We start from the raw sequence: 26486 nt of genomic DNA, 5'->3' as shown, positions 1-26486 counted from the left end.
GGCGCCCGGGTCCGCTGCGACACCAGCGGGGTCTCAGCGGATCCGGACGTCAGCCAGGTCCAGGGTGATCGGCGTCCAGGAGAGGTCCGGGGTGCGGTCCTCCTGGCGGATGTGGATCCGGCGTCGCGTCGGCACGACCAGCCCGTCGACCTCGGTGGATCCGCTGACGTAGTGCGCGACCCGGGAGGAGTCGTTGACCACCGGCTGGTAGTCCATGCGCCGCAGCAGCCCGCTGTCGTCGAAGTAGTACAGCTGCGTGTCGCTGTGGGTGTGCACGCTCTCGGGGTACGTGACGCGCAGGACGCGCCACGACTCGCCGTCCTCCGTCCACGGCTCGACCTCGTACGCCTCCACGCCCGGCCAGGTGAACAGGAACGGCTCGACGAGGTAGTGCCAGGTGGCGTAGCCACGGAAGTAGGCCGCCTGGGCGAGCGTCCACTGGCTCTCCTGGGTGTAGCCGGCGAAGCTGGCCCGAGGATTCGTCAACTCGTCGATCAGGCTGCCGTCGGCTGCGGTGACGGTGACCCGGTCGGTGTCGCTGTCGTACTCGGTGACCTGGCCGGTGCCCTCCTGGACGTGGCGGATCCGTTCCCGGTGCAGGTCGGCCTCGACGAGTTCGGTGCTGTCGAAGTCGGGACGGCCCTTGAACGCCCAGAACGGGCCGCCATAGGTGAGCCGGGTGGTGAGGGTCGATGCGGTGTTCCAGCGATCGAGGCCGCCGTGGCGCTCGATGACCTTGGCGAGCAGTGCATCCATCGCTTACTCCTAAGTTAGGACTGGCCGGTCCGACGTTAGCACTGTTCGGTGGACGCCGACTACGATGACGATGTGACTCAGCGGACTTACCAGGACGCCTGCGGGGCGGCGCGCACGATGGACATCGTCGGCGAGCGCTGGGCTCTGTTGATTGTTCGAGAGCTGGTGTTCGGCCCGAAGCGTTTCGGCGATCTGCGGGCCGGCCTGCCGAAGGCCAGCCAGAACGTGCTCAGCCAGCGACTGCGGGAGCTGGAGCAGTCCGGCATCGTCCGGCGGGTGCAGCTCGGGCCGCCGGCAAGCGTGCACGCGTACGAGCTGACCGAACGCGGCCAGCAACTGGAGCCGACGCTGATCGAGCTGTCGCGGTGGGGCGCCGGCCTGCCCGCGGAGCCGGACGTCGAGATGAGCACCGACGCGTTCATGCTGTTGCTGAAGGCCCTCTATCGACCACCGACCGACGCTCCGGTGACCGCTCGACTCCGGTTGCAGGTGGGCACCGACGCCTTCGAGGTGGGGGTCTCTCCGAGTGGGATCAGCGTGGCCCGTGGTCGGTCGGGCCCTGTCGACGTCACTGTCACAGGCACTGTCGGAGCACTGCGGGACCTGATGTTCGGCGGCACGCCGCTGCGCTCGGCGGTCTCGGCGGGCGAAATCGACGTACACGGCGACATCGCAGCGGCCGAGCGGTTCTTCCTGCTCTTCGGAGCGACGCCAGGCGAGTAGACCGGGTGAACACTCGACCCCGATGGCGCAGAATGCGAGGATGAGGAGGGTTCTCGACATTCGTCCGGTGCCGGCAGGCGTGACGCACCGGACCACGATGTTCGAGATCTTCTTCGATCTGGTCTTCGTCTTCGCGCTCACCCGGGTCATCACGTTCATGGCGGGGTCGCCGAGCGCGCTCACCCTGGCCCAGGGGCTACTCCTCCTGCTCCTGCTGTTGTACTCCTGGTCGCCGTACATCTGGGTGGGAAACCTGGTCCGGCCGGACGTCGGCCCGGTCCGCGCTGTCACCCTCGTCGCGATGGCGGCGATCTTCGTGGCCGCGCTGGTGTTGCCGGACGCGTGGCGGCAGAGCCCGGAACTGTTCGACGCCCCGTTGACTCTCGCCCTGGCCTACGTGGTCGGCCGGGCCGTGCAGCTCGTGATCCTGTTCTGGGCGAGCGCGACGAACCCGCCACTGCGCTCGACGCTGCGGTTCTTTACAGTGCCGGTGGTGCTGGGCTGGGTCCCGCTGATCATCGGTGCCCTGCTCGGCGGTGCGGCCCAGACGGCGCTCTGGACTGTCGCGTTCCTGCTGAACATCGGCGGCGCCCGGATCGCGTCCACCTTTCGGCCGTGGCAACTGCGCAGCGTGGACCACTTCAGCGAGCGGTTCGGCCTGGTGCTCATCATCGCGCTGGGTGAGTCCCTGATCTCCGCCGGCGCGGGCCCGAGGGCGATGGCACCGGTCGGCTCCGCCCTCCTGGCCGCACTGCTCGGCCTCACCTGCACGGTGTGCCTGTGGTGGCTCTACTTCGATCGGCTGGCGCCCGCCGCCCGGGAGGCTGTCAGCAACGTGCCTGGTGAACGACGGGCCAGCGTGGCCGGCGACGCGTACGGCCTCGGGCACTCCACGCTGATCATCGGCGCCATCTACGTCGCGCTCGGCATCGAGGAGGTGATCGCCCAGCTCACCGAGGAGTCCGCGCACCCCGACCGACTGGGCTGGGAGGCCGCTACCGCGCTCTACGGCGGCGCCGCCCTCTACCTGCTCAGCAGGTTGGTCTTCCGCCGGCTGACGGTTGGCCCGGTGTACCCGACGCAGGTCGTCGCCGCGCTGCTGCCGCTGGCCCTGCTGCCGATCGGCCGATCCCTGCCGCCACTGGCGGCGCTCACAGTGCTGACCGCCCTTCTGATCGGGGTGACCTGGTTCGAACGACGGATGGACCGACGCGACGAACGACCCGAGTCGGCGCAGCGGGGCCTCTTGTGAGCACAGTCGGACAGTTCGGTCGCGAAAATCCTGCCGCGCCGTGTCGATATCCCCGTCCCACGTTCGTCGTCATGCTGTACGGCGATCCGCCGCACCGAGAGGAGCCGAAACGTGAAGTACATGCTGCTGTTCATGAGCCCCATGGTTGACGGGGAGGTCGTCGACAACGGGTGCAGCTTCGAGGACTGGACCCGCTACGACCGGGAGATGAAGGACGCCGGGGTCTGGGTCTCCGGGCACCCCCTGCAGGACCTGACCACCTGCACCACCGTGCAGGTCAAAGCGGACGGCGAGCGCACGATCACCGACGGGCCGTTCGCCGAGACCCGTGAGCTGCTCGGCGGGTACGACGTCATCGACGTGCCGGACCTCGACGCCGCGCTGGACTGGGCGGCCCGCAGCCCCGGGGCCATCGGCACCGGATCGGTCCAGGTCCGTCCGATCTTCGAGCTCGACATGCAGGGGTGACAGTGCCGGCCGAGGAGGCAGCAGTCGGGTCGTCGGTGGAGGCGGTGTTCCGGGAGGAACGCGGCCGACTGCTCGCCTCGCTCGTGCGCCGCTTCGGCGACCTCGACCTGGCCGAGGAGGTCACGTCCGAGGCCATCGAGGCGGCGCTGACGCACTGGCCGACCGACGGCGTCCCGAGCCGGCCGGGTGCCTGGCTGCTCACCACGGCTCGGCGTCGGGCCGTCGACCGGCTGCGTCGCGACCGGGTGCTGGCGACCCGGCTCGCGGTACTGCAGGCGGAGGCCGAGCGGGCCGATCACGCGCCGCCCGCCGACGCGGACCGCGACCTGCCCGACGACCGGTTGGCGCTCTTCTTCACCTGTGCGCACCCGGCACTGGCCGCGCAGGATCGCGGGGCACTCACCCTGCGGTTCCTGGCCGGCCTCACCACCACCGAGGTCGCGCGGGCCTTCCTGGTGCCGCCCGCCACCATGGCCCAACGACTCGTCCGCGCCAAACGGAAGATCCGCGACGCACGCATCCCGTTCCGGGTGCCGGGCCCCGACGAGCTGCCCGGTCGTCTGCCCACCGTGCTCCAGGCCGTCTACTCGGTCTTCACCGAGGGGTACGCGGCCAGCTCCGGCCCGGATCTGCAACGGATCGACCTGGCCGACGAGGCCATCCGGCTGGGCCGGATCCTGCGTCGGCTGCTGCCGGCCGAGCGGGAGGTCGCCGGGCTGCTCGGCCTGATGCTGCTGGTCCACGCCCGACGGGACGCGCGTACCGGGCCGGACGGCGCCATGATCCTTCTCGACGACCAGGACCGTGGACGCTGGGACCGTCGGATGATCGAGGAGGGGCGGGGCCTGGTGGTGGTCGCGCTCACCGGCCGAGCGCCCGGCCCGTACGGCGTGCAGGCCGCCATCGCCGCGCTGCACGACGAGGCCGCCGACGTGGCCAGCACCGACTGGCCGCAGGTGGTGGCGCTCTACGACGTGCTGCTCGGCCTGGTGCCCTCGCCGATCGTGGCGCTCAACCGCGCCGCCGCGGTCGCCATGCGGGACGGGCCGGCGGCGGGGCTCGCGCTGCTCGACGAGTTGGCCGACGAGCCTCGGCTGCGCGGCCACCACCCCTATCCGGCGGCGCGGGCCGACCTGCTGCGTCGGCTCGGCCGGTACGACGAGGCCGCCGTCGCGTACCGCAGCGCGTTGACGCTGGTCGGCACCGAACCGGAGCGCGCGTACCTGCTCGGTCAGCTGAGAGCCGTCACGACCGAGTGAGCTGTACCCTTCCCGGGTGAGTCTGCCTCTGCCTCCCGGGCCGTTCGCCGCGTACCTGTTCGACTGCGACGGCACCATCGTCGACTCGATGCCGCTGCACTACCTGGCCTGGCAGCGGGCCCTTGAGGAGTGGGGTTGCCAGTTCCCCGAGGACCTCTTCTACGCCTGGGGTGGGCGGCCCACCGCCGACATCATCGTCGCGCTGAACGAGCAGCAGGGTCTTGCCATGCCGGTGGCAGCCGTCGTCGAGCGCCGGGAGAGCTACTACCAGGAGTTGCTGCCGCAGCTCGCCGCCGTGCCCGAGGTGCTGGCGCACATCCACGACGCGCATCGGCGGGTCCCGTTCGCCGTCGTCTCCGGCAGCACCCGCGCGTCGGTTACCGCCTCCCTGGACGCGCTCGGCCTGCTGGACCGGTTCGACGTGCTGGTCTGCGCCGACGACTACACCCGGGCCAAGCCCGACCCGGAGGCGTTCCTGCTCGCGGCGGAGCAGCTCGGCGTGCCCCCGGAGTCCTGCCTGGTCTTCGAGGACACCGACCTGGGCATCCAGGCCGCGACAGCGGCCGGCATGGCTTCGGTACGCGTGCCGCAACAGCGCACGCCCTGACGTCTCAGGCGACAGTCAGCAGGAGTTTGCCGGAGTAGGACGTCTGTAGGCGCTGGTGCGCGTCCCGCACCTTGCCCAGTGGGAACTTCTCCGCGACGTGCACCACGAACGGCCCCGCCTCGATGAGTTCGTTGAGGCGCCGCAACTGTCGAGGGCTCGATTCGCCGTCGTACGCGCGGACCATGACGCCCGGCCGTTCCTGCGGCTCCGGCTGCACCCCGTGGGCGAACGCGACCACCCCGCCGTCGGCCAACGCTTCGGTGAGCCGGTCCAGAGTCGCGCCGCCGGCCATCGCCAGGATGGCGTTCACCCCGCCCGGCGCCGCGTCCCGGATCCGGGCCAGCACGTCGGTCATGTCGCCGTGGCCGTCGAGGGACACGTCGGCGCCGAGCCGGGTCACCAGCGCGACGCCGTCCGCCCCGGACGCCACGGCGATCACGTTCAGCCCCTGCCGCTTCGCCAACTGCACGGCCAGGTGACCCTGACCGCCGCTCGCACCGAAGATCAGCAACCAGGCGCCGGCCGACAGGCTGATCGCGTCGAGCCCGGCCAGCGCGGTCAGCGCGTCGGTGGGCATGGCACCGGCGTGTTCGGCGGGCACACCGTCGGGCACCTTTGCCGCGTACTCCGCCTTGACCGACGCGTACTCGGCGTAGCAGCCGCCCTTCGGCCGAGCGGTGGCGGAGACGTAGACCAGGTCGCCCACGGCCAGGCCGGTCACCTTGCTGCCGGCCGCGATGACGGTTCCGGCGCCGTCGGAACCGGGCACGATCGGGAGCGCCGAGCCCTCCGGCACCAGCACACCCTCGCGCTCGTACGCGTCCCACACCCCGACACCTGCGCTCAAGACCTTGATCAGCACCTCGTCGTCGGCGACCTGCGGGATCGGCAGCTTCCGCAGGGTGATCACCTCCGGCCCGCCGAACTCGTCGAAGGCCGCGGCCTGCATCCGCTCTGGCACATCCCCGTCAACCATGTGGCTTCCCTCTCCGTGCCGGCGTCACCGTCGCAGCATGCCGGCTCGGGAACGGGCGTGGTTCGGAGCCGAGCGTCGTTCACCCACAAGGACGAACGCCCGCGTTTGGTGGGCCCCGCCGCGCGTAGCCGGGGCAGGCCCGGGAATGTCCGCGTACCGCGCCGGGCGCGAGCGCGGGTGGGTTCGACGTGAAGGACGGGCGCGTCGCGCTGGCCGCGGGACCGACGGAAGGGGCATCGTGCACGCTCCGTCGACGCGGGCCACGGCCGGGCTCCTGGTGGCGCTCGCCACGGCCTCCGGCTTCCTCGACGTGATCTGTCTGACCAAGCTCAACGGCTACTTCGCCAGCGTGGTCACCGGCAACCTGGTGCACTTCGGCCACGCGATCGCCACTGCCGACACCCGCTCCCTCGCGGGGGCGGTGGTGGCGGTTGGCGGGTACACGGTGGGCGTGGCCGCTGCCACTGTGCCGTTGCGCCACACCCCGCCGGGTTGGAACCGCCGTACCGCTGTGGTGACGTCGGCCGAGGCGGTGCTGCTGCTCGGCTTCACTGTTGGCTGGTTCGGCTGCTCGGCACGTCCCGGGTACGGCTTCGGGCTCGTGCTGCTGGCGATGGCGGCCGTGTCGAGCGGCATCCAGAGCGTGATCACAGTGGCCGCCGGCGTACGGGGTGCGTCGACCACCTACCTGACCGGCTCGCTGACCGAGTTGGTCCGGCGGCGCGTCGTCGACCCGCACCGGTTCGCCGACGTGGGTGGTGTCGGCCGGCTGGCGGGGCTGGTGGTCGGCGCCACGCTCGGCACTGTGGTGCTGCGTACGGCCCCGACCTGGGCATCCGTGCCGGCGGCGGTGCTGGTGATCGCCGTGATCGCGTTCGCGATCGGCCTGACCCAGCGGGCGAGAACCGCCGCCGGCCGAAGCCGGCCGAGGTGACCGGAGCCGCGATCAGGAGGTCTGCGGCTCCGGGCCACGAAGCGCCTGCTCGACGGCGTCGCGTACGCGGGCGTCCTCGCGCGCCTTGCTCTGCGCCCGGTTGCGGCGTCGGTACAGGTACGCCCCGACGAGCACGGCGATCAGCACGACGAGCACCAGCACCAGCATCCAGGGCAGGGCCCAGCCGTGCGCGGTGACCTGGACGGGCTTGAGCGAGGTGGTGGAGCCCGAGGCGTCGGTGAGCAGGGGTGTCACTGTCGCGGTCGCGGCCAGCGAGATGGCGGGAGCCACCCCGTGTACGGGCACCGTCACGTCCCAGCTCTCACCCGGAAGCAGCTCCGGCGGCGCGGCGACATCCTCGGCCCGCACCCGCAGCAGGCCGAACGGACCCGAGACGGTCACCGCCTGCTTACCGGACAGGACCGCGTTGCCGACGTTGTGGACCTTGTAGGTGATGGTGGCGTCACCCTTGCTGAACGGGTTGGTCGGCCCGGCGTAGGTGACGTGCAGGTTCTCGATCGCGAGGTTGGGCTTCAGCTCGCCGCCCACCCGCAACGTGATCCGGATGCCGAGACGCCGGTCGACGTTGATCCCCTCAGCCTGGTCGGCCTGGGTCAGCGTGGTGAGGATGCCGCCGACGTAGTCCCCGGGCGTGGCGTTCTCTGGAACGCTGACAGTGAAGGGGACCTGGGCGGTCTTTCCGGGCTGGATCACGACGCTGCCGGCGTTCGGCTTCACCCAGGCGCCGATCGCGATCGACTTCTTGTCCTTGGTGAGCAGGTCGAGCTGGCCGGCGTCGGTGGTGAAGCCGTCGGCCGCGTACACGGAGAGGGTCAGCGGCGCCGGGCCGCGGTTGGCCACGACCATGGCGTCCTCGACGGCGCCTCCCGGGTTGACGTTGTAGCTGTAGCTGGACCGGGCCTCGCCGTAGCCGTTGGAGGCCGTCCGGACCGTCCAGGCGACGTTACCGTCCGCCGCCAGGGCGGGACCGGCGCCGACACCGACGGCCGCGACGACGGCGAGCAGGGACAATGCTGTCGTACGGAGGCGTGCGGCGGTCGTGGTCTTCCAGCGAGTTACGGACGGTTGCATCTCAAGTCCTTGTGGTGATCTTGGTAGTGGGTGAACCGGTGGCGGGGTAGGCCCCGAAGGTGCCTACCCCGCCGAATGGAACAGTCCGGTCAGCTGCTCAATGCAGTGATCGTGAGGGTGGTGCGGTAGCTGCCCTTCGCGATGCTGTCCGGGATCTTCAGGTCCAGGTCAGCGCCGAGCTTGGCGCCACCACGCGGGTGACCCTGCGCGGCCGCGGCGAGCGCGCTGGAGACCGACAGGCCCTTGCCCTGGTCGTCGAGGGACGACAGGACCGGGGCACCGGCCTCGGCGCCCGCGCCGGCGTCGAGCACGTACGGGTTCCAACCGAGGTAGGAGCCGGAGAACTTCTTGTCGGCGTCGGAGAAGTCGCCGACGTTGGCCGAGATCGACCACGGGGCGAGCGACCGGCGGCTGTCCGACACGAGGATCGGGTTGATCTTGCCGTTGGCCTGGAAGGAGGTGCCGTTGCGCTCCTGCGCGGTACCCAGGTCGACCAGACCGTTGTAGCCGTCGATCGTCCAGCCGAACTCGCCCGGAGCCGGGTTCGGCACGTTGACCTGGATGGCCTGGCCGTCACCGTGGAACGGGTGCACCGTCACGTTGTCGACGATCGAGCCGACCGGCTGACCGTCCGGGGTGTTGACGCAGGAGAGGCCCTTCTCGACGGCCGCGTTCGGCGCCGCGCAGGTGCCGCTGCGAACGTTCGCGAGAACCAGCTTGTCGCCGCGAACCTGCACCTTGACGTAGCTGCGCACGTGCTCCTGGTTCTGCACGGAGTTGTACCAGTACTTGTTCGCGTCCAGCGGGTCCGGGCCGTTGCCACGGATGCCGGTGCCGGTGTTGTCCGGCTTCTTGATGTCGTAGTACTTCGAGCCGGAGGCCGAGTTGGCAGTCACGTAGATGACGCCACCCGGGCCGGGGAAAACGTCGGCAGCGCCCGGCTTCTCAGCCGGGTTCTCCTTCTGGCCGTTCTTGATGGAGTAGCTGCGGGTGTAGCTGTGGTCGTGGCCCTGCAGGACCATGTCGACACCGAGGTTGGAGAACGCGGTGGTGAAGTCCTCCCGCCGCTGCTTGTTGTCGGCGTCGGTCGCGTGGCTGGCCGGCGAGTAGATGGAGTGGTGGTAGACCAGCACTTTCCACTTCGCCTCGGAGCCGTGCTTGTTGATGACGTCGGTGACGTACGCGACGTGCGCCGCGTCGCCGCCGGCGGAGCCGTCCGCCGGGTTGACGTAGCTGTTGCTGTTCAGGTCGATGAACAGCACATCCTTGTGGATGAACCAGTAGTCGCCGCCGGACCGGGTCGCCTGGTCGCCGTTGTAGTACTGGGCCGAGCGGTCGGTGTTCGGGGTGAAGTGGTGCTGCTCGTAGGACTTGCCACCGACGTCGTGGTTGCCGATGGTGGCGACGAGGGGGATCTGACGCAGCTGGTCGGGGGCCAGGAACGAGGTCCACTGACCCTCGTCGTTGGCGCTCTCGACGTGGTCGCCGGCGGAGACGAGCAGCTCGGCGTTCGGGTTGGCCGCGGTGGCGACCTTCAGGGTGTCCTCCCAGCCGGCCTGGTCCTTCAGCCGGTCACCGGAGGAGCCGATCTGCGGGTCGCCGAAGAACAGGAAGTCGTAGTCGCCCTCGAAGTCCTGCGTCTTGAAGGCGTACGCCGGGGACCAGCTGCCCTCGGCGCCGACCCGGTACGAGTACGCGGTCTTCTCACGCAGGTTGCTGATCGTGGCGTGCCGGTTGAAGCCGGTGGTGGAGGTGTTCGCCGCACCGACGGCGTCGAAGCTGACCGCGCCGGCCGGGAACTCGCCGTTGACGATCTCGGCGGTCGGGGCGAGCTGGATCTTCTGCGCGGTGTCGGCGGAGGAGTACCAGCTCACGATGCGCTGGGTCTCGTTGGCACCGACGCCGAGGACCACACCGGTGATCGTGGTGGACTCGGCCGCGCTCGCGGTGGCCATCAGGCCACTGCCGAGGGCCGCGCCCAGACCGAGGAACCCGGCAGCGACCCCGGCGACCAGGCGCCGCCGCACGAGCGCGGAGGCCCGTGTCGAGGTGCTCAATGTCATCGACATTGTTCCCTTTTCAAATAGAGAAATGGATTGTGCCTTCACCCGACGCTGGGGAAGCAATTCCACGCTTTCGCCGCTCGATGAACCGACCATGAACGTGATCTTGCGAAAGACTGCACTTCACGAACTACTTAGCCCTACTCATGATCCAGAAACGCGCTGCACAAACCAGATCAACCCCATAATGGACACGGCTGCGGAAACAGCCCCGGTCGCCCAGAGGCCGGCTTTCGGCGCACGACGGCGCAGCACGAACAGCAGCGGGAAGACGACAGCGATAATCGTCAACTGAACGACCTCGATGCCGATGTTGAACACCAGCAGCGACCACAGCAGGGTCCACGACCATGCCTCGTCGATACCCAGAGCGCCCGCGAAGCCGAGGCCGTGCACGAGGCCGAAGCAGAACACCACGCCGAGGCGGATCCAGCCGGCCCGATCCAGGCTGAAGTGGCCGTGCCCGGCCGTGTCCAGATCGGCCGCGTGCCCACCACGCCGCCAGATCCCCCACAGGTGCCAACCGGCGACGACGGCGATCGACAACGCGATGATCGGCTCCACGATCACCCCCGGCACCTCGACCAGGCCGAGTGCGGCGAGCATGAACGTCACCGAGTGCGCCAGTGTGAAACTGGTGGCCGCGAGCACGATCTCCCGGAGCCGCCGCGACCCGGCGATGAGCGCCAGCAGGAACAGGATGTGGTCGATCCCGGTCAGCAGATGCTCGGCGCCCAGGAGGAAGAACTCGCCGAACCGCTGGTACCAGGCCTGCGCTGTCGAGAAGGACGGGTTGGCGGCGTCGAGCGCCGCACTGCCCGAACGGCCGTCGATCTCGTAGGTGACTATCGTCTTCGTGCCCTTGACGTAGCCCTCGCCATCAGGGAAGAGGCCGCTGCGCACCACGTGCTCGTCGACAGGCTCCGGGCAGGTCCAGTCGAGCAGCAGGTCCGCGTACGGCACGCCCTCGCGCTCGCCGATCGTCGCGTCACCCACCTGGATCGGCCGGCAGGCCGCACCCCGAGAACTCACCGAGAATCGGTCGGAGACGTACCCGAGAACGGCCGACGCGTGCCCCTTCAGGGCGGCGGCCTGGGCGGCGGTGTCGCCCGCCTCGAACGCGGCGGTTCCCGCCTGGAAGAACGGGTCGTCGTCGCCGGCATCCGCGGCGGAAACGACGAGCAGGTCGTATTCGAGCTCCACCCCGGTCCGAATGTGACCCTCATCTCCCGCCGCAATTTTCGCGTACACAGTCGACGAGAAGCCGTGCGCGGACGCCGATTCGGCGCCTAGAAACGGAACCACCGCTGCGGCGAACCCGACAGCGGCGACGATAACGGTACGGCGGATGCGGCCTAACATTCGACTCCCTCGGTTGGCCAGTGCACGTTGCATGCCGTGGGTGAACACCAACCCGCGCACCGACGAACCGCCGGAGAACAACTTCCCCGAACGGCCGTCCACCGATTACCGGTGACCGGAATTGAGATAGGAATACGAAGAAGTACGCGCACTTTCCGCCACCACCCGGAGGACGATCACCTTGCGCCCCCCGCTTCGGGCCGTTGCCATGCTGGCCGCGACCGCCGCGCTGGTCACCGCCTGCAACTCCAGCGCCGACTGGTCCGAGCCACGTCCGGCGCCCAGCGCCATCGGCACTCTCGGCCCGGGGTTCGTCGACCCCTCCACGAAGCCCGCGCCGGAGGCGACCATCACCCCCCAGCCCGGCTCGTGGGCCGGCGTCCACCCGCCGAAGGACTACCGGGTCGTCCTGTTGACCAGCGGTACGGACAACCCGACCAAGGCCCTCGTGACGGCGGTGAAGGACTGGGCCGATGACGAGCACGTTGACCTGAGGACCATCGTCGTCGGCAGTGCGCACGACAGCGTTCCCAGCATCGCCAAGGCGATGGAGATGGGCCCGGACCTCATCGTCAGCGCGGGCAACGACCTCATCGACGGGCTCGCGCTGGTCACCCCGAACCACCTGGACGAGAAGTTCCTCGTGGTCGGCGCGGAACTCGCCGAGCCCACCCACAACGTCACAGCTGTCGACTGGGACGGCGCGTCGTTCCGTGGCGAAGGGCTCGGGATGTCCTCGACGTACGACCCGAACTCGTTCACCGCGGACCGGTGCGCGGCGGCCATCCGGGCGGGCGTGGCCGCCGTCCTCAACGACCTGACCGGGCTCGTGGTCTGGCTCTGACGCTCGGGTTCCGGCGCGCAGCCCGGCTCCGGCGGGCAGCCGGACGACCCGGCGCGGAGGCTGTGCACCTCCGCACCGGGCCTGTGGGTCATCCGGTCGAACAGGTCGGAGTCATCCCCGCACCGGTGCCGGCGCCCTGGTAACCGAACTCGGTCGACTGCCCGGACGCGATGGCGCCGTTGTAGGCGACATTGGTGAACTGAACGGTCCCGGTGTTACCGCTCCGGTTGGCGCTCCAGATGCTGGTGATGCTGGCACCCGACGGCAGAGTCATGGTGACCGTCCAACCGTTTACCGGCGATGTGCCGGCGCTCACCCGCACCGTGGCGACGAAACCGCCGGTCCACTGGTTGACCGACACCGTCGCCGCACAGCCACCACCGGCCGGAGGCGGCGTGGTCGGCGGCGGCGTGGTCGGGGGTGGCGTGGTCGGGGGTGGCGTGGTCGGGGGTGGCGTGGTCGGGCCGTCAGTCAGGATCGGCGTCGGCCAGTCCCGCCAGTCGGCCAACCGGCCGAGCGCCCTACTGGAAATCCGGATCACGCCCGGCTCGTTGCCCGTCCTCAGCAGGAACTTGCGGATGTTGTTCTGCAACGGGGTACGCCACTCGGGGCGGTTGGCGCAGTGGCTGCCGTCCTGCACGTCGGACCAGTAGGTGATGTTGTCACCGACGCCGAGCGCCTTGTAGACCTCCGCGCCACCCAGGGCCGCGACGCTCGCCGACCGGGGGCCGAGGTTGGCGATGTGCGGGTTGTCCATGATGAACAGTCCGCGCGGTGCCACCATGGCGACCATCTCGTGGGTGTCCACCGGGAGCCGGCTCGGGCTGCCGGTGAAGGAGCCGAACGCGTCGCCCAGCCAGGGTTGCTCCCCGTACGCGCTGCTCAGGCTCTGCGCGCCCTCACCCGGGATACCCCGAAAGATGGGGACGCCCGCGCTGCCCGATTCGATCGGCATGGTCAGGGCGATGCGCTGGTCGAACACACCGATCGCGAAGGCGCCCTTGCCGTAACGGGAGCAACCGGTGACGCCCATCGCGTCCGCCTTGAGGATCCTGCCGTCGGTCTGCTCGATGACGTCGATGATCCGGCTGACGCCCCACCCCCAGGCGGCGAGCAGTCCGGTGCTGCTCGACGAGCCGTAGATGCTGTAGAACGCGCCCTGCTTGTTGGTCCGGGGAGTGCCCTCTCGCCCGACTGCCAACGGGTCGTAACTGATCACGGCAGCACCGGCGGCCTTGATGGTGGCCGTGTCCGCGCCGAACCCCCCGACCACCACGACGGCGGGGAAGGGACCGGTGCCGCTGGGCAGCTCGACCCTCGCCGAGAAGGTCGAGCTTCTGCCGTTGTGTGCCACGTTGACGGTGATGGTGCTGGTGGACACCGTCCCCGTGACCGTCGCGGGCTTGGCCGGCTTTTCGCCGAAGACGAACTTCTCGGCAAGCTCCTTGATCTCAGCCCGCCGGCAGCGCCAGTCTGACTTGGCGGTGACGGTCGTCCCGTTCAGCTTCTTGAGGGGGTCGGGGAGCTTCGCGTTGGTGGGCAGCGAGCCCAGGTCAGGCAGACCGGACACGGCGCAGTCGACGCCCTCGTCCTCCACTGCCGCGGCCAGCGTGCCTACGGCGGCTTGAGCGTTCGTCGTTCGTGTCACTACCGATACCGATCCGGCGACAGTGAGCGCTGCCAGCGCCAGCACGACGACAGTGGACCGGGTCCTGGAACGGCCCGAGGGGATGGCCACTAGAGGTCTCCTTCCGAGGTGGTGGTTGCAGGAAGGGACGAAGCGAGATCGATGATCACGATTGCCAGCCAGGTCAAGCCTGAGCGAATCCATCGCGAAGTGTCAATGTTTTTCCGAAAGTTTCGGCCTCGTGGTGTCGAAACCTTTCGACGCCAGCGTCCGGCTCGACGGCGGCATCACGCCCGCGCCGCGCACCGACGCCTCGATCGTGGCCCCGCTGTCGAGGCCGCTCACCTCGGCCCGCGGTCCAGGAACTCGTACGTGGTGGTCAGGCCCTCGGGCAGGTCGGGGACCAGGGCGTTGGTGCCGTCGACCACCTGGACGTAACGCTTGCCCTGGAAGATCGAGTAGCTGCCGTCCGGAACCTGATCGATCCGGAAGAGCTGCGTCGAGGCGGCGGCATCACACGCCCGACCACGGACGCTGCCCGGCGCGGCGTCGTGCACGACGGTCATGCAGATCGCGTCGGCACCGGACGCCAGGAGGATCCGGTACCTGTCGCCCTCGGGGCGCAGCACCCACAGCGCCCGATCGTCGATGCCCTGTTCGGTGGTGGCCCGCACCTGATCGCCGCCGCTGTCGATCGCCAACGTGGCCCCGCGCATGCCGGGCAGCACGATCTGGACCTGCCGCCGGCCACCGAGGATCTCCTGCGGCCCCGGCGAAGCGGTCGCGGACGCGACGACCACTGGCGGTGCGGCCTGGCTGGCCGGACCGACATCCGGCGTCTCGACGTCGTTTCGTACCTGCACCAGGACGGTGCCAGCGGCGAGGGCCACCACGGCAAGCCCCGCCGCGCCGACGGCCACCCGACGCCGCCGACGCCGGTCGCTGCGGTGCCGCAACGTCTGCGCTCCCGGCAGCGTGGTGACTCGCCGGACCTCGTCCGAGATCGCTGTGAGATCGTCGCGCGGATCAGCCATGGGAGGTCTCCTCCTGGTGCGCATCGGTCAGCAACCCGGCCATCGCTCTCCGACCGCGGGCGAGGTACGTCTTCACCGTTCCGACGGGGGCCTCCATCTCGGCTGCCACCTCCGCGACGCTGAGGTCGTTGAGATGGTGCAGCACAACCGCCCGGCGCTCGTTGGCACTCAGCCGCTGCAACGCCTGCAACAGTGCGACGTGGTCCTCGTTCAGTCCGGGCACGCCCTGGTCGACAGCGGCCCGGCGGTGCGCGCGTACCCGGTTGAACGCCTTGCGCCAGCTACTCACCGCGATCCGCGAGGCCACCCGGCGGACCCACGCCTCCGGACTGTCCGTCTCCCGTACCGTCGCCCATCGCTGCCAGGCCCGCATGAACGCCTCGGCGACGGCATCCTCCGCCTCGGCGCGGTTGCCGGTGAGCGCGTACACGTGACCCACGACCCGACCCGCGCAGGCCGCGTAGAGGGCGTCGAACTCTTCGGCGTCACGCATCCGACCGGTGCCCTCCCATGCCTCGTCCCCTGGTCACCGCCGCATGGAACTCGCAAGGGTGAACCGGTGACGTCGGCGCGGGGCGCGATTGTGGTCTCTGTCACACCAGGGTGATCAACCTAACGACCTGGTCAGGCGTCATCGTGCCGACCCGGGAGACGCCCGTGGCGGAGAGGACGATGTGCGACGACGGCAACGACGCGCCCTGACAGCCGGCGTACTCGCGACCGCGCTGGTTGCGGCGGGCCTGACCGCCCAACCGGCGAACGCGCGGGAAACGCCGGCGGCCCCAGCCCCCGGCACCCACGGAACCTTCACCCTGATCACCGGGGACCGGGTTTCGCTGGACGCGGCCGGGCGCCCGCAGATCCAGCGCGGGCCGGGTCGGGCCGGCATGCGGTTCGTGAGCAGCCGGGAGGACGGTCACCAGTACGTCATCCCGGTGGACGCGATGCCGCTGGTGCGGGACGGGCGGCTGGACCGACGCCTGTTCGACCTCAGCACGCTCGGCGAGTTCGGCTACGACGACCGGGCGGCCGAGTTGCCGCTGCTGGTCGCGTACCCCGAGAACAGGGCGGAGCGGGCACGGACCGCGACCACCGGGGGTGCCGGGCGGGTGCGGGCCGACCTCCCGGCCGCGCACGCGCTCGCGGTCCGGGCGGACCGGGACGACCGGGTGACCCTCTGGACGTCACTCACCCGAGGTACGCCGTCCGCGCGCACCCTCACCACTGGGGTCACCCACATCTGGCTGGACGGCAAGCGCACGGTCTCCCTCGATCGCAGCGTGCCGCAGATCGGTGCCCCGGCGGCGTGGCAGGCCGGTTTCGACGGCACCGGCGTCACCGTCGGCGTGCTGGACACCGGGATCGACGCCAGCCACCCCGACTTCGCCGGCCACCTCACCGAGGTCCGGGACTTCACCGGCGGCAACGACCCCGGCGACGCGGTCGGCCACGGCACCCACGTGGCCTCGACGATCGTCGGCAGCGGCGCCGCCTCCGGCGGCAGGTATCGCGGGGTCGCGCCGGGGGCGAAACTGCTCGTCGGCAAGGTCTGCGCCACCACCGAGTGCCAGGACTCGGACATCATCACCGGCATGCAGTGGCTCGCGCCGCAGACCCGGGTGGTCAACCTGAGCGTGGGCGGCGACGACGCACCCGGGCTCGACCCGCTGGAGACCGCGGTCCAGGAGCTGAGCCACCGGTACGGCACCCTCTTCGTGGTCGCGGCCGGCAACGAGGGGAAGCCGAAGTCGGTCTCGTCGCCGGCCTCCGCCGACGACGCTCTCGCCGTCGCCGCAGTGGACGCCGACGACCAGCGGGCCTACTTCTCCAGCCGGGGCCCGCGCGTCGGCGACAACCACATCAAGCCCGAGATCAGCGCGCCGGGCGTCGACATCGTGGCCGCCGCTCCGGGCGGCGACTACGCCACCATGTCGGGTACGTCGATGGCGACCCCGCACGTGGCCGGCACCGCCGCGATTCTCGCCGGGCAACACCCGGACTGGTCCGGCCCGCAGCTCAAGGCCGCCCTGATGGACTCCGCCAAGCCGACCGGCGAGGACACCATCTACGAGCAGGGCGCCGGCCGGGTGGACATCGCCCGCGCGGTCGCCCAGCCGGTCGCCACCGACATCGCCGCCATCGACTTTCCGGTGCAGCGCTGGCCGCACGCCGACGACAGCCCGATCACCCAGGTCGTCGGCTACCGCAACACGGGCACCGCGCCGGTCACACTGACGCTCGCCATCGCTCCGGCCCCGGCCGGCATGCTCACCGTCAGCCCGGCCACGCTGGTGGTGCCGGCCGGCGGCAGCGCCAAGGCGACGATCACCGTGGACACCCGGGTGGACGCCCCGGACGGCGTCTACCAGGGCGCGCTGACCGCGACCGCCGCCGGCGACCTGCGGGTACGGACGCCCTTCGTGTTGAACCGTGAGATCGAGAGCTACGACGTACGGCTCAACCACACCGGACGCGACGGCAAGCCGGCCACCGAGTACACGACAGTGGCGGCGAACCTGACCACCGGCGAGTTCAGCACCCTCCCCGCGACACCGGGCGGCGGCGTCCTGCGGCTGCCCAAGGGGCGGTACGCGTTGTACAGCACCATCCACGAGGGTGCCGTGTCGACACTGCTCGCGCAGCCGGTCCTGGACGTACGCGGCCCGGTCACCGAGGCGGTCGACGCCCGCACCGCCAAGCCGGTCGCGTTGACGGTGCCGCAGCGCGACGCCGCGCCGATCTCGATCAACGTGAGCGCCAACTGGGACGACGGCCTGCGCTACCCGGGCGTCCAACTCAGCGGAGTGTCCTTCACGGACGTCTTCTTCGGCCGGCTCGGGCCCGCCGTCGCGGCGCCCGAGTTCACCGCGACGCTGGGCGTCGGGCTCGCCCGGCCGGGCAGGGACGGCACCTTCCGGAACAGTCCCTACACCTACGACCTGGCGTACGTCGGCACTGGCGACATGTTCACCGGCCTGACCAGGAAGCTGTCACCGAAGAACCTCGCCACTGTCAAGACGACCTTCCGCAGCCAGTCCACGACGGCGACGGCCACCCGGTTCCACCGCGCGTCGGCGCCCGGAGGCGCGGGCCCGATCGGGTCGAGCACGCCTGTCGACCTGCCGTTCAAGGGCACCGAGTACTACAACACCGACGGTGGCATCGTCTGGACGTCCACGTTCGTCGAGGGGGACAACCTCACCGCGCAGGATTCGACATTCAGGTCGGGGCGTACGTACAACCAGACCTGGAACGCGGCGCCCTTCGGGCCCTCCGTGACCCAGGCGCCGACCCTGTCACCACTGGGGTACGCGGGCCGCGACGGCGACACCATCTCGATCGCGTCGGTGCCCCTGTTCGGCGACGCGACAGGTCGCCCCGCGAGCCGCGACGACCAGCCGGTGCGGTTCCGACTGCTGCGCGACGGTAAGGAGATCGGCACCTCGGACAGCCCGTGGGCCGAGTTCGCGGTGCCCGCCGGGAAGGCCACCTACCGGCTGGAGGCGACCGCCACCCGAGGCGCCCCGGACACCCTGTCGACGTCGGTCTCGGTGGCCTGGACCTTCACCTCGGCGCACACCACGTCGCCGGAGCGGTTGCCGCTGACGACGGTTCGCCCGACGCCAGTGCTCGACGACACCAACACGGCACGGACCGGCCGGATCATGACGATCCCGGTGGCGCTGGACCGGCAGGCCGGCTCGACCGCCGCGCCCAACCGGACGCTCGCCGTGTCCGCGTCGTTCGACGACGGCCGGACGTGGGTCGACCTGCCGGTGATCCGGAACGTCGCGCTGATCGGTCATCCGCGACGGGCCGGATTCGTCTCGCTGCGACTGACCGCCACCGACACCGCCGGCAACACTGTCACGCAGACGATCCAGCGGGCCTACCGGATCGCCTGACGCGTTGCCCGGTCCGGGGTGGCGGCTGCTGGAGCCGCCGCCCCGGACCGGGCCTCAGTGCCTCAGTGCCTCAGTGCTCAGGCGGTGAGGGCGCCGTCGATGGCGATGGACGCGCCGCTGATGAAGGTGGCCTCGTCGCTGAGCAGGAAGGCGGTGAGGGCGGCGACCTCGTCGGAGGTGCCGGCTCGTCCGGTCGGCTGCGCCGACAGGTAGCGCTCCGCGATCTCCGGGGCCTGGCTGACCACGCCCTGCCAGAGCGGGGTGTCGATCAGGCCGGTGACCAGGGCATTGACCCGCACACCGGAGCGCGCCACGTCCAGGGCCGCCGAGCGCGTCAGACCGATGACACCGTGCTTCGCCGCGTTGTAGGCGGCCTGGGTCCCGTCGCCCTTCACGCCGGAGACCGAGGCGTTGTTGACGATCGCGCCACCGCCGGAGGCGATGATCGCCGGGAGTTCGTACTTCAGGCCGTAGAAGACGCTCGTCAGGTTGAGGGCGAGCGACCGGTGCCAGTTGTCGCTGTCGGTCTCGCGCACGCTGGCCATCGGGCCACCGCCGGCGTTGTTGAACGCGCCGTCCAGCCGCCCGTACTCCGTCACCGCTGCGTCGACGAGCCGCGCCATGTCCTCCTCGACCGTCACGTCGGTGGGCACGAAGAGGGCGCTGCCGCCCGCGTTCCTGATCTGCGCGGCGACCTCCTCACCCCGGTCCTTGTCCCGGGCGCCGATGACGACGCGGGCCCCTTCCGTGGCCGCCCGCTGGGCGAACGCCAGGCCCATGCCCTGCGTGCCGCCGGTAACGACCAGCACCTTTGCTTCCAACCGTCCAGACATCTCGTCTCACATCCACTTCGACTGGTGAGCCGCCACGGGGCCCGCAGGGCTCTTCGTGGGACGGAACGCTAACCGTTTCTGGAACGTTCGACAAAGTAACGACACTCACAGAGGCCACCTTCGCAGCGGCGACTGCCTCTCGATTAGGCATCCTCAGCCGGAAAATACGTTTATTTGGGCGTGAAGATCACCCATGACGGCACTGTAACCACAGGCACATTCTTTGGTGGTCGTTCCAGAACGTGGTTAACGTTGGCCGAGTCGCTCGAATACCCACAAACCACTCTTAAGGAACAATCATGCCCACAGGTCGTGCCGCCCCGGAGTCCCAGCGGTGGAAGGCCCTGTTGTTCATCTCCATCGCTCAACTGATGGTGGTGCTCGACGGGGCGGTCATGAACATCGCGCTCCCCTCGGCGCAACAGGCGCTGCACTTCACCGACGGGAGCAGGCAGTGGGTGGTGACCGCGTACGGTCTGGCCTTCGGCGGTCTGCTGCTGGTCGGCGGCCGGGTCGGTGACATGGTCGGCCGCAAGCGCACCTTCCTGATCGCGCTGGCCGGCTTCGCGATCGCGTCGGCCATCGGCGGCCTGGCCGTCAACGCCGCGATGTTGCTGCTCGCCCGGGCACTCCAGGGGGTGTTCGCGGCCCTGCTCGCGCCGGCCGCGCTCTCGTTGCTCTCCCTGTCCTTCACCCAGCCGAGGGAACGCGCGAAGGCGTTCGGCGTGTTCAGCGCGGTCTCGATCGCCGGCGGCGCTGTCGGCCTGATCGTGGGAGGGCTGCTCACCCAGTACCTGAACTGGCGCTTCGCGATGTTCGTCCTCGTGCCGATCGCGGTCATCGGGATCCTGGGCGCCAGCCGCACCGTCCACGACGACGGCGAGCGGCACCGTGCCCGACTCGACCTGCCCGGCGTACTGCTGGCCAGCTCCGGACTCGTCGGCCTCGTCTACGGGTTCGGTGTCGCCGAGAGCCGCGGATGGTCGGCGGGGGTGACCATCGGATCGTTCACCGCCGGGGTGCTGCTGCTCGCGACCTTCGTCGTGGTGCAGACGCGGGTCACCTCCCCGCTGTTGCCAATGCGCGTGCTGACCGAACGCAACCGGGCCGCCGCGTACCTCTCGGTGGGCCTTGCGATCGTCAGCATGTTCGGGATGTTCCTCCTGCTCAGTTACTACTTCCAGCAGGTCAAGGGGTGGTCGCCGGTGATGGCCGGGTTGGCGTTCATGCCGATGGCGGTGCCGCAGGCCATCGGTGCCACGCAGATCGGCGCCCGACTCGCGCACCGGATCGCACCCCGGCCAATCATGGTCGGCGGGTACCTCGTCACAGCGGTCGGTCTGGTGCTGCTGGCTCTGCTCGACGCGGACAGCACCTTCTTGGAGATCGCGTTCGCCGAAACGGTGATCGGGCTCGGCATCGGCACCGCGTTCATGCCCGCGATGAGCATCTCCACCCACGGCGTCGAACCCAAGGACGCCGGTGTCGCCTCCGCGATGATCAGTTCGTCGCAGCAGGTCGGCGGGTCGATCGGCACGGCGCTGCTCAACACCATCGCGACCAGCTCGGCCGCCACCTACCTGGTCTCGCACGGTGGCCCGGCGGCACAAGCCCACGAGCGGAACGAGGCGCTGATGCACGGCTACTCGGTCGCGTACTGGGTCGCCGTCGGATTTGTGGTCGCGGCGGCACTGGTCTCCCTGGCAATGGTCAACGCCGGCGCCCCGAAGCACGTCCCGGCCCCGACGGACGCCCTCGGGGACGTCACGCCGGTGCCCGCGCACTGATCGCTGTCACGCCTGTCGACCCGGCGCGGTGACCGAGGACACGGTGCACCGACTCCGCGGACAGGGTGGAATCAGAGGTGTGGGCAGAGAAGGCACCGGCGAGTGACGTCGTGAGGTCCACTCTTTCGACCCGCGATCCGGGTCCGCCCGGCGCTGACACGACGCCCGCGGCGAACGCGCCGATTCCGGCGACACCCGCGCATCGGCAGCGCTGGGCGGTGCAGATCATGGCTGTCGCGCCCGACGACCAGGTGCTGGAGATCGGCTGCGGTCGGGGGGCTGCCGTCTCCCTGGTCGCCGACCAGCTCAGCACCGGTCGGATCGTCGCCATCGACCGCGCCGCGACGATGGTGCGGCTCGCGACCGAACGGAACCTGAGCCACATCGACGCCGGCAGAGCCGAGATTCGGCGAGCGGGGTTCGAGTCGGCCGACCTACCGACCGGCCACTTCACCAAGATCTTCGCGGTGAACGTCAGCCTCTTCTGGTTGGGCGACGCGGCGCAGCAGATCGCTCGGATGCGCAGCCTGCTGGCACCGGGAGGACGGCTCTACGTCTTCGGCGAGCGACCCACCGAAGCGCACGCCACCGCGAACCTCACAGCGACCGAAGCACTGCTCGAGGCCCACGGCTTCGCCACGACCACATCGAGCGCCACCCGTGGTCAGGGCCGGGTGCTGACCTGTGTCACCGGCACGCCGCTGCGATGAGCCTGGGCCGATCGCAGCGTTGACATGAGCCGGGCGGGCTCGGCGTGACGCCGAGCCCGCCCGTTCCCATTCAGTCGATCTTGATCAAATCGGGTCAGCGCTGCAGGGTCAGCAGACCCGGCCGGTACGGCAGCAGGCCGTAGTCGACGCCGTCGGAGCTGGGGGAACGCCCCTGGTAGAGCAGTTGCAGGTTGCAGGCGTCGACGGTCATCGTCTGGTCGGCGTTGGTGCGCAGCAGCTCACCGTGGCTGATGTCGTTGGTCCAGGTCGCGCCGCTGTTGATCTTGCCCGCGAACGGGTTGCTCTGGGTCGCGGCCTGCGGGGTCCACGAACCGTTCAGGCTGGTCGCCGTGAACGAACGGAAGTAGCGGCCCGTCGAACCGATCGCCTCGACGATCATGAGGTACTTGTTCAGACCCTGAAGCTTGTAGACCTGCGGGGCCTCGAACAGGTTGTTAGTGGTGTCGCTCATGATGGTCGTGTAGCTGCTGCCGAAGTTGCCCGGGAAGTTCCCGATCGGCATGCTGGCCCGGTAGATCTTGCCGTTGTCGCCAGCGAAGAACAGGTACATGTTCGAACCGTCAGCGATGAGAGCCTGATCGATCGGACCGGTACCGGAGCCGGTGATGCTTCCGGTGAACAGCGTCTGCGGCGACGACCAGCCGTTCGGGTTGGTCGGGTCGGACGAAGTCCGGTAGGAGAACGCCGGCCCACCCCACTGGTAGGCGAGCACCCAGATGTTCTTCGGCGCGAAGTAGAACAGCGACGGCGCGACAGTGCCGGAGTTCATCGCGTTCTGGCTGGCCGAGCCCATCTGCGAGTAGTTCGAGAAGAGACCGAAGTTCATCGAACCCCAACTCGACCCGAAGTCGTGCGTGGTGGCGTAGACCAGCTGCTGGCCGTTGTAGGGGGCGACGGTGAAGTCCTTCAGCGACACCCAACCCGACCTGGGGTTCGCCAACACTCCGCTGGAGGACCACCGGTACGTCGAGGGAAGGTCGCACGTGCCGCCCGGCGGCGGAGTCGTCGTCGGCGGCGGCGTGGTTCCGTCGACGCGGACGAACTGCCACTGCTGGTTGGTGCCGTTCCAGTCGTCGTACTGCACGATGTTGCCGCCGTCGGCGGTCGAGGCGCCCTGCACCTCCATCACCTTGTTGCTGTTCCGGTTGATCAACCGGACGTAGCCGCTGTCCGAATCGGCGAGCCGGAACTGCTGGTTGGTGCCGTTGTTGTCGCTCCACTGCACGATGCTGCCACCGTTGGCGGTCGAGCGACCCGAGACGTCCAGCACCTTGCCGGACAGCCGCGACTTGACCCGGTAGTAGCCACCACCGGAGTCGACGAACTGCCACTGCTGCTGGTTGCCGTTGTTGCGGGCCCACTGGGTGATCCGCGCACCGTCGGTGGTGGCCAGGTTGTAGACGTCCAGGGCCTTGCCGCTGTTGCGGTTGACCAACACGTACCACGCGTTCGTGTCGACCGTCGCCGCGGCGGCGGGTGACGACACCACCGTCACGGCAGCACCACCGACCATCAACGCCGCCGCGCTGACGGCAAGGATGCGGGGCAACCACCAACGCCGCCGCGACGGCGTTGCGATCGATGGAGACCTATCTAGGGCAGACATGATCCTCCTCCAGTGACCAAGAGCCGAACGGCCTGCCCGAGGGTGGGCGTACCGCGACGCGTGGCCGAGCGCGCAGGCGTCAGAGAGTTAGCGTTAACAAGACGCCGGCGAGCAGTAGCGCACGCCTGATTCGAGATCGACGAGGCAGGGCTTGCCCGGAAAGCCAAGGTGTCGTCGTCCTTAGGCATCGACTGTGAGCGATAACATGCCGTTCGTCAAGACGTAATGTGCTGGGAACATCTACCGCTGCCGGGCTGCGGATCGTGGGGTGGGACGTCTTGAACCGCGTTCCCGCAGGCATCGCCCCAGATCCCCCGCGCGGATCACCGTCGGGCCCTTGAGGAGGCCCCGCGAGCGCGTTAACATCGACGGCCGCCCATCGCCGACGGCTTGCTGGCAAAGCCGATGAACTCAGCCCGACGGGTCGACCTGCAGGAGCGCTGGCGCGGCGACGGTCAGGAACCCGTCGGCGTGCGAGCCAAGGCGCACCGGGTGGCTCTTCCGCAGGCGCCGGGGTACGTCCGAGTCAGACCGCGCCTCGATCGACCAGGCTGAACGTGGTGATCAACGGGGCGTCGCCGAGAAACTCGACGAAGATCTCCTTCTTGGTCGGGCTCCACTGCACCGGGCCGTACTCGTCGCTGATGATGGCGTAGGAGGGGCGCCCCTTGTCGTCCCTGCCCTCCCGGTATATCGCGAACAACGTTGCCTTGGTCGGCCGACAGTCGGCTCCCACGAGCGACTTGTCCCCCTCGGAATCGAGCTTGACCCCGATGCACGGTCGGTGGGCGATTTCCGGGTTCACCGATTTGATCATGTAGTCGACACCGACCGGTTCGAGCACGAACAGCGCGTCCTTGCCGGTTCCGTTGCCGACCTCGACCTCGCCGTGAGACGGCAGCGACAGGTCGCGGTCGATCTCCACCACGTGCAGCAGGATTCGCCGCTGCCCGGCCAGCATGGCCTGGGTCGGGTCCGCGCTGGCCGACGGTGAGGCGGACGGCTTGCCCGACGCGGGCGTGGACGTCGTGGCCGCCGGCCCGCTCGTCGTCGGGCCACCGCTCGGCGTCGAGCTGGCCCGGTCCGGTTTGGACTGCCCGCCCAACAGTTTTGGGCCGAACAGAAAAGCGGGCACCAGCACGGCGATCACCGCAGCGGTCGCCCCCAGCGCGGTGAGCCAGCCACGTCGGCGTGAACCCGCGCGACCGGCCGTGGCCAGACCCGACGGCGTCGACCGCGCGCCTTGATCATCACCACCCGCAGCGGGCGACACACTCGGCGGCGCCGCACCCGGGAGTTGATCCGGCCCGCCGGCACCCGCCCGAGACGCTGCGGTCAACAAGCCGTCGAGCAACTCCCGGGCGGTGGGGCGGGCAGCGGGGTCCTTCTCCAACGCCCGGGACACCAACTCACGCAACGGCCCACCGAGCCCGGTCAGGTCCGGTGGTTGAGTGAGGATCCGCATCGCGGTGGCGGTAGGGGAGTCGCCTCCGAACGGGTTGCGGCCGGTCGCGGCGTAGGCGACCAGGGCGCCCCAGGCGAAGATGTCAGCGGCCGGGCCCGTCGGACGGCCGGACGTCGTGTCGAACCGCTCCGGAGCCATGTACGAGACGGTCCCGACCATGTGGTTGGTCCGGGTGTGCTGGCTCGTCGCCTCGAACGCTCGGGCGATGCCGAAGTCGATGACCTTGATTCCACCCGGCGCGACCAGGACGTTCGCCGGCTTCAGGTCGCGATGGATCACGCCGGCGCCGTGGATGGCGGTGAGCGCGGTGGCCACCCCAACCGCAATGCTGTGCAGCCGCGCCGCCCCCAGCGGGCCCTGTGTTCGGACCACCTCGGCCAGACTGGGGCCCTCGACGTACTCCACCACCAGGTACGGCGGGTCATGGTCCGGGTCGGCGTCCAGGACCTCGGCGGTGCAGAACGGTGGAACCTGGCGGGCGCGGTTCACCTCACTACGGAACCGACCCCGGAACTCCTCGTCGTGGGAGAGGTCCGCACGGACGACCTTGACCGCCACCAGCCGCCCCTGCGGCGAACGGGCCAGGAAGACACTGCCCATGCCCCCGTCGCCGAGCCGGTCGAGCACCTCGTACCCACCGAGGCGTGCCGGGTCACCGGGACGCAACCCGTCGCTCACGCCAGATGCCCGCAGACCGCGACCACCGCGCGAACCGATCCGCCCATCATCCGTCCCCTTAGGTCACTTCGACGCCGGCCGCAGCCTATCGCCCGCCCACCGAATCCCGTCGATGCCGTCCGACAGGCGGCCACGACCGGGGCTCGTCGCCTCGTCGCGGCTGACGCTACTGAAGCCGCCCCCGTACGGCACGGCCACCGTCGCGCCGTCGGTGCAGGCGCCGGCCGGGGCGACGCCACCCGACGTCAGCAGACGGCTGATGTACGCGACGTTGCCGAGAATGCCGGTGCCGGCATGGGTGCCCACAGTCAGCAGCAGCTCGGGGATCGTTCCCGCCCGTGGGCTCTCCGCGGTCATCTTCGCCGTGATCAGTGAGCCGTCCCGCTCGGACTGCCAGCTCGGACAGCATGCGTAGAACGATCAAAATTGGGTCCGAATCGAACGACCATTCACCTGGCGGAGGCGCCGGCGGGTGGTCGGATCA

At 69.7% G+C, this 26486-nt stretch carries 21 protein-coding genes and 1 pseudogene; 10 read left to right on the top strand and 12 right to left on the bottom strand.

Going from position 1 to position 26486, the window contains the following annotated elements:
* Positions 1-33: 33 nt before the first annotated feature.
* Positions 34-756 (bottom strand): hypothetical protein, encoded by a 723-nt coding sequence (locus OG992_RS21970; protein ID WP_266304179.1) that lies wholly within the window; start codon positions 754-756, stop codon positions 34-36.
* A 72-nt stretch (positions 757-828) separates the two neighbouring features.
* Here OG992_RS21970 and OG992_RS21965 point away from each other — a divergent pair, with 72 nt between their 5' ends.
* The 5 genes from OG992_RS21965 to OG992_RS21945 all read left to right on the top strand — a co-directional run bounded on the left by OG992_RS21965 (position 829) and on the right by OG992_RS21945 (position 5065).
* A complete protein-coding gene (locus OG992_RS21965; RefSeq protein ID WP_266304178.1) occupies positions 829-1479 on the top strand; it encodes a winged helix-turn-helix transcriptional regulator in 651 nt (216 codons plus the stop codon).
* Positions 1480-1519: 40 nt separating this feature from the next.
* The gene (locus OG992_RS21960; RefSeq protein WP_266304177.1) at positions 1520-2731 is read left to right on the top strand and encodes a low temperature requirement protein A; all 1212 of its coding nucleotides are present in this window, start codon (positions 1520-1522) and stop codon (positions 2729-2731) included.
* Positions 2732-2851: 120 nt separating this feature from the next.
* On the top strand, positions 2852-3199 hold the full coding sequence (locus OG992_RS21955; protein ID WP_266305251.1) for a YciI family protein: 348 nt from the start codon (positions 2852-2854) through the stop codon (positions 3197-3199).
* Between the two features lie 2 nt (positions 3200-3201).
* Positions 3202-4458, top strand: coding sequence for an RNA polymerase sigma factor (locus OG992_RS21950; RefSeq protein WP_266305250.1), 1257 nt, complete (start codon positions 3202-3204; stop codon positions 4456-4458).
* Positions 4459-4474: 16 nt separating this feature from the next.
* Complete coding sequence (locus tag OG992_RS21945; protein ID WP_238687495.1) at positions 4475-5065, top strand: HAD family phosphatase; 591 nt, start codon at positions 4475-4477, stop codon at positions 5063-5065.
* A gap of 4 nt (positions 5066-5069) precedes the next feature.
* Here OG992_RS21945 and OG992_RS21940 read toward each other — a convergent pair whose 3' ends face one another.
* Positions 5070-6041, bottom strand: a complete 972-nt coding sequence (locus tag OG992_RS21940) for an NADP-dependent oxidoreductase (protein WP_238687496.1) — start codon at positions 6039-6041, stop codon at positions 5070-5072.
* A gap of 238 nt (positions 6042-6279) precedes the next feature.
* On the opposite strand from OG992_RS21940, the gene OG992_RS21935 reads away from it, so the two are divergent.
* Positions 6280-6975 carry a YoaK family protein gene (locus OG992_RS21935; protein ID WP_266304176.1) on the top strand — a complete coding sequence of 232 codons (696 nt, stop codon included), beginning with the start codon at positions 6280-6282 and terminating at the stop codon, positions 6973-6975.
* Positions 6976-6987: 12 nt separating this feature from the next.
* Here the strand turns inward: OG992_RS21935 and OG992_RS21930 are convergent, their stop codons facing one another.
* The 3 genes from OG992_RS21930 to OG992_RS21920 form a co-directional block, all read right to left on the bottom strand.
* Positions 6988-8067 carry a DUF916 domain-containing protein gene (locus tag OG992_RS21930; protein ID WP_266304175.1) on the bottom strand — a complete coding sequence of 360 codons (1080 nt, stop codon included), beginning with the start codon at positions 8065-8067 and terminating at the stop codon, positions 6988-6990.
* A gap of 89 nt (positions 8068-8156) precedes the next feature.
* Positions 8157-10130, bottom strand: coding sequence for an FN3 domain-containing metallophosphoesterase family protein (locus tag OG992_RS21925; RefSeq protein ID WP_238687499.1), 1974 nt, complete (start codon positions 10128-10130; stop codon positions 8157-8159).
* Positions 10131-10274: 144 nt separating this feature from the next.
* Positions 10275-11333, bottom strand: coding sequence for a HupE/UreJ family protein (locus tag OG992_RS21920; RefSeq protein ID WP_266304174.1), 1059 nt, complete (start codon positions 11331-11333; stop codon positions 10275-10277).
* A 340-nt stretch (positions 11334-11673) separates the two neighbouring features.
* Between OG992_RS21920 and OG992_RS21915 the strand changes: the two genes are divergently transcribed.
* Positions 11674-12336, top strand: coding sequence for a hypothetical protein (locus tag OG992_RS21915; protein WP_238687501.1), 663 nt, complete (start codon positions 11674-11676; stop codon positions 12334-12336).
* Positions 12337-12424: 88 nt separating this feature from the next.
* Here OG992_RS21915 and OG992_RS21910 read toward each other — a convergent pair whose 3' ends face one another.
* The 3 genes from OG992_RS21910 to OG992_RS21900 form a co-directional block, all read right to left on the bottom strand.
* Positions 12425-14074 carry a cellulose binding domain-containing protein gene (locus OG992_RS21910; RefSeq protein ID WP_266304173.1) on the bottom strand — a complete coding sequence of 550 codons (1650 nt, stop codon included), beginning with the start codon at positions 14072-14074 and terminating at the stop codon, positions 12425-12427.
* 230 nt (positions 14075-14304) lie between these two features.
* A complete protein-coding gene (locus tag OG992_RS21905; protein WP_266304172.1) occupies positions 14305-14997 on the bottom strand; it encodes a hypothetical protein in 693 nt (230 codons plus the stop codon).
* Positions 14990-15490, bottom strand: a complete 501-nt coding sequence (locus OG992_RS21900) for a sigma-70 family RNA polymerase sigma factor (RefSeq protein ID WP_238687504.1) — start codon at positions 15488-15490, stop codon at positions 14990-14992. The genes OG992_RS21905 and OG992_RS21900 overlap by 8 nt, the downstream gene beginning before the upstream one ends.
* Positions 15491-15671: 181 nt before the next feature.
* Here OG992_RS21900 and OG992_RS21895 point away from each other — a divergent pair, with 181 nt between their 5' ends.
* Positions 15672-18902, top strand: coding sequence for a S8 family serine peptidase (locus OG992_RS21895; protein WP_266304171.1), 3231 nt, complete (start codon positions 15672-15674; stop codon positions 18900-18902).
* A 77-nt stretch (positions 18903-18979) separates the two neighbouring features.
* On the opposite strand, the gene OG992_RS21890 is transcribed toward OG992_RS21895, so the two are convergent.
* Positions 18980-19735: an SDR family NAD(P)-dependent oxidoreductase gene (locus OG992_RS21890; protein WP_112736771.1), complete on the bottom strand. Its 756-nt coding sequence runs from the start codon at positions 19733-19735 to the stop codon at positions 18980-18982.
* A 299-nt stretch (positions 19736-20034) separates the two neighbouring features.
* Between OG992_RS21890 and OG992_RS21885 the strand changes: the two genes are divergently transcribed.
* Positions 20035-21522: an MFS transporter gene (locus OG992_RS21885; protein ID WP_266304170.1), complete on the top strand. Its 1488-nt coding sequence runs from the start codon at positions 20035-20037 to the stop codon at positions 21520-21522.
* Between the two features lie 227 nt (positions 21523-21749).
* Positions 21750-22232 (top strand): trans-aconitate 2-methyltransferase, encoded by a 483-nt coding sequence (locus OG992_RS21880; RefSeq protein WP_238687507.1) that lies wholly within the window; start codon positions 21750-21752, stop codon positions 22230-22232.
* A 94-nt stretch (positions 22233-22326) separates the two neighbouring features.
* On the opposite strand, the gene OG992_RS21875 is transcribed toward OG992_RS21880, so the two are convergent.
* From OG992_RS21875 to OG992_RS21865, 3 genes and pseudogenes are all read right to left on the bottom strand, one after another.
* Positions 22327-23859: a non-reducing end alpha-L-arabinofuranosidase family hydrolase gene (locus tag OG992_RS21875; protein WP_238687508.1), complete on the bottom strand. Its 1533-nt coding sequence runs from the start codon at positions 23857-23859 to the stop codon at positions 22327-22329.
* A gap of 526 nt (positions 23860-24385) precedes the next feature.
* On the bottom strand, positions 24386-26002 hold the full coding sequence (locus OG992_RS21870) for a serine/threonine-protein kinase (protein ID WP_238687509.1): 1617 nt from the start codon (positions 26000-26002) through the stop codon (positions 24386-24388).
* A gap of 63 nt (positions 26003-26065) precedes the next feature.
* Positions 26066-26401: pseudogene (locus OG992_RS21865) on the bottom strand (DUF3455 domain-containing protein); the annotation flags it as partial.
* Between the last annotated feature and the right edge of the window lie 85 nt (positions 26402-26486).

This window comes from Micromonospora sp. NBC_00362 (genome assembly GCF_026342155.1).
Lineage (GTDB): Bacteria > Actinomycetota > Actinomycetes > Mycobacteriales > Micromonosporaceae > Micromonospora > Micromonospora hortensis.
This window is presented reverse-complemented; position numbering and strand designations above follow the sequence as displayed.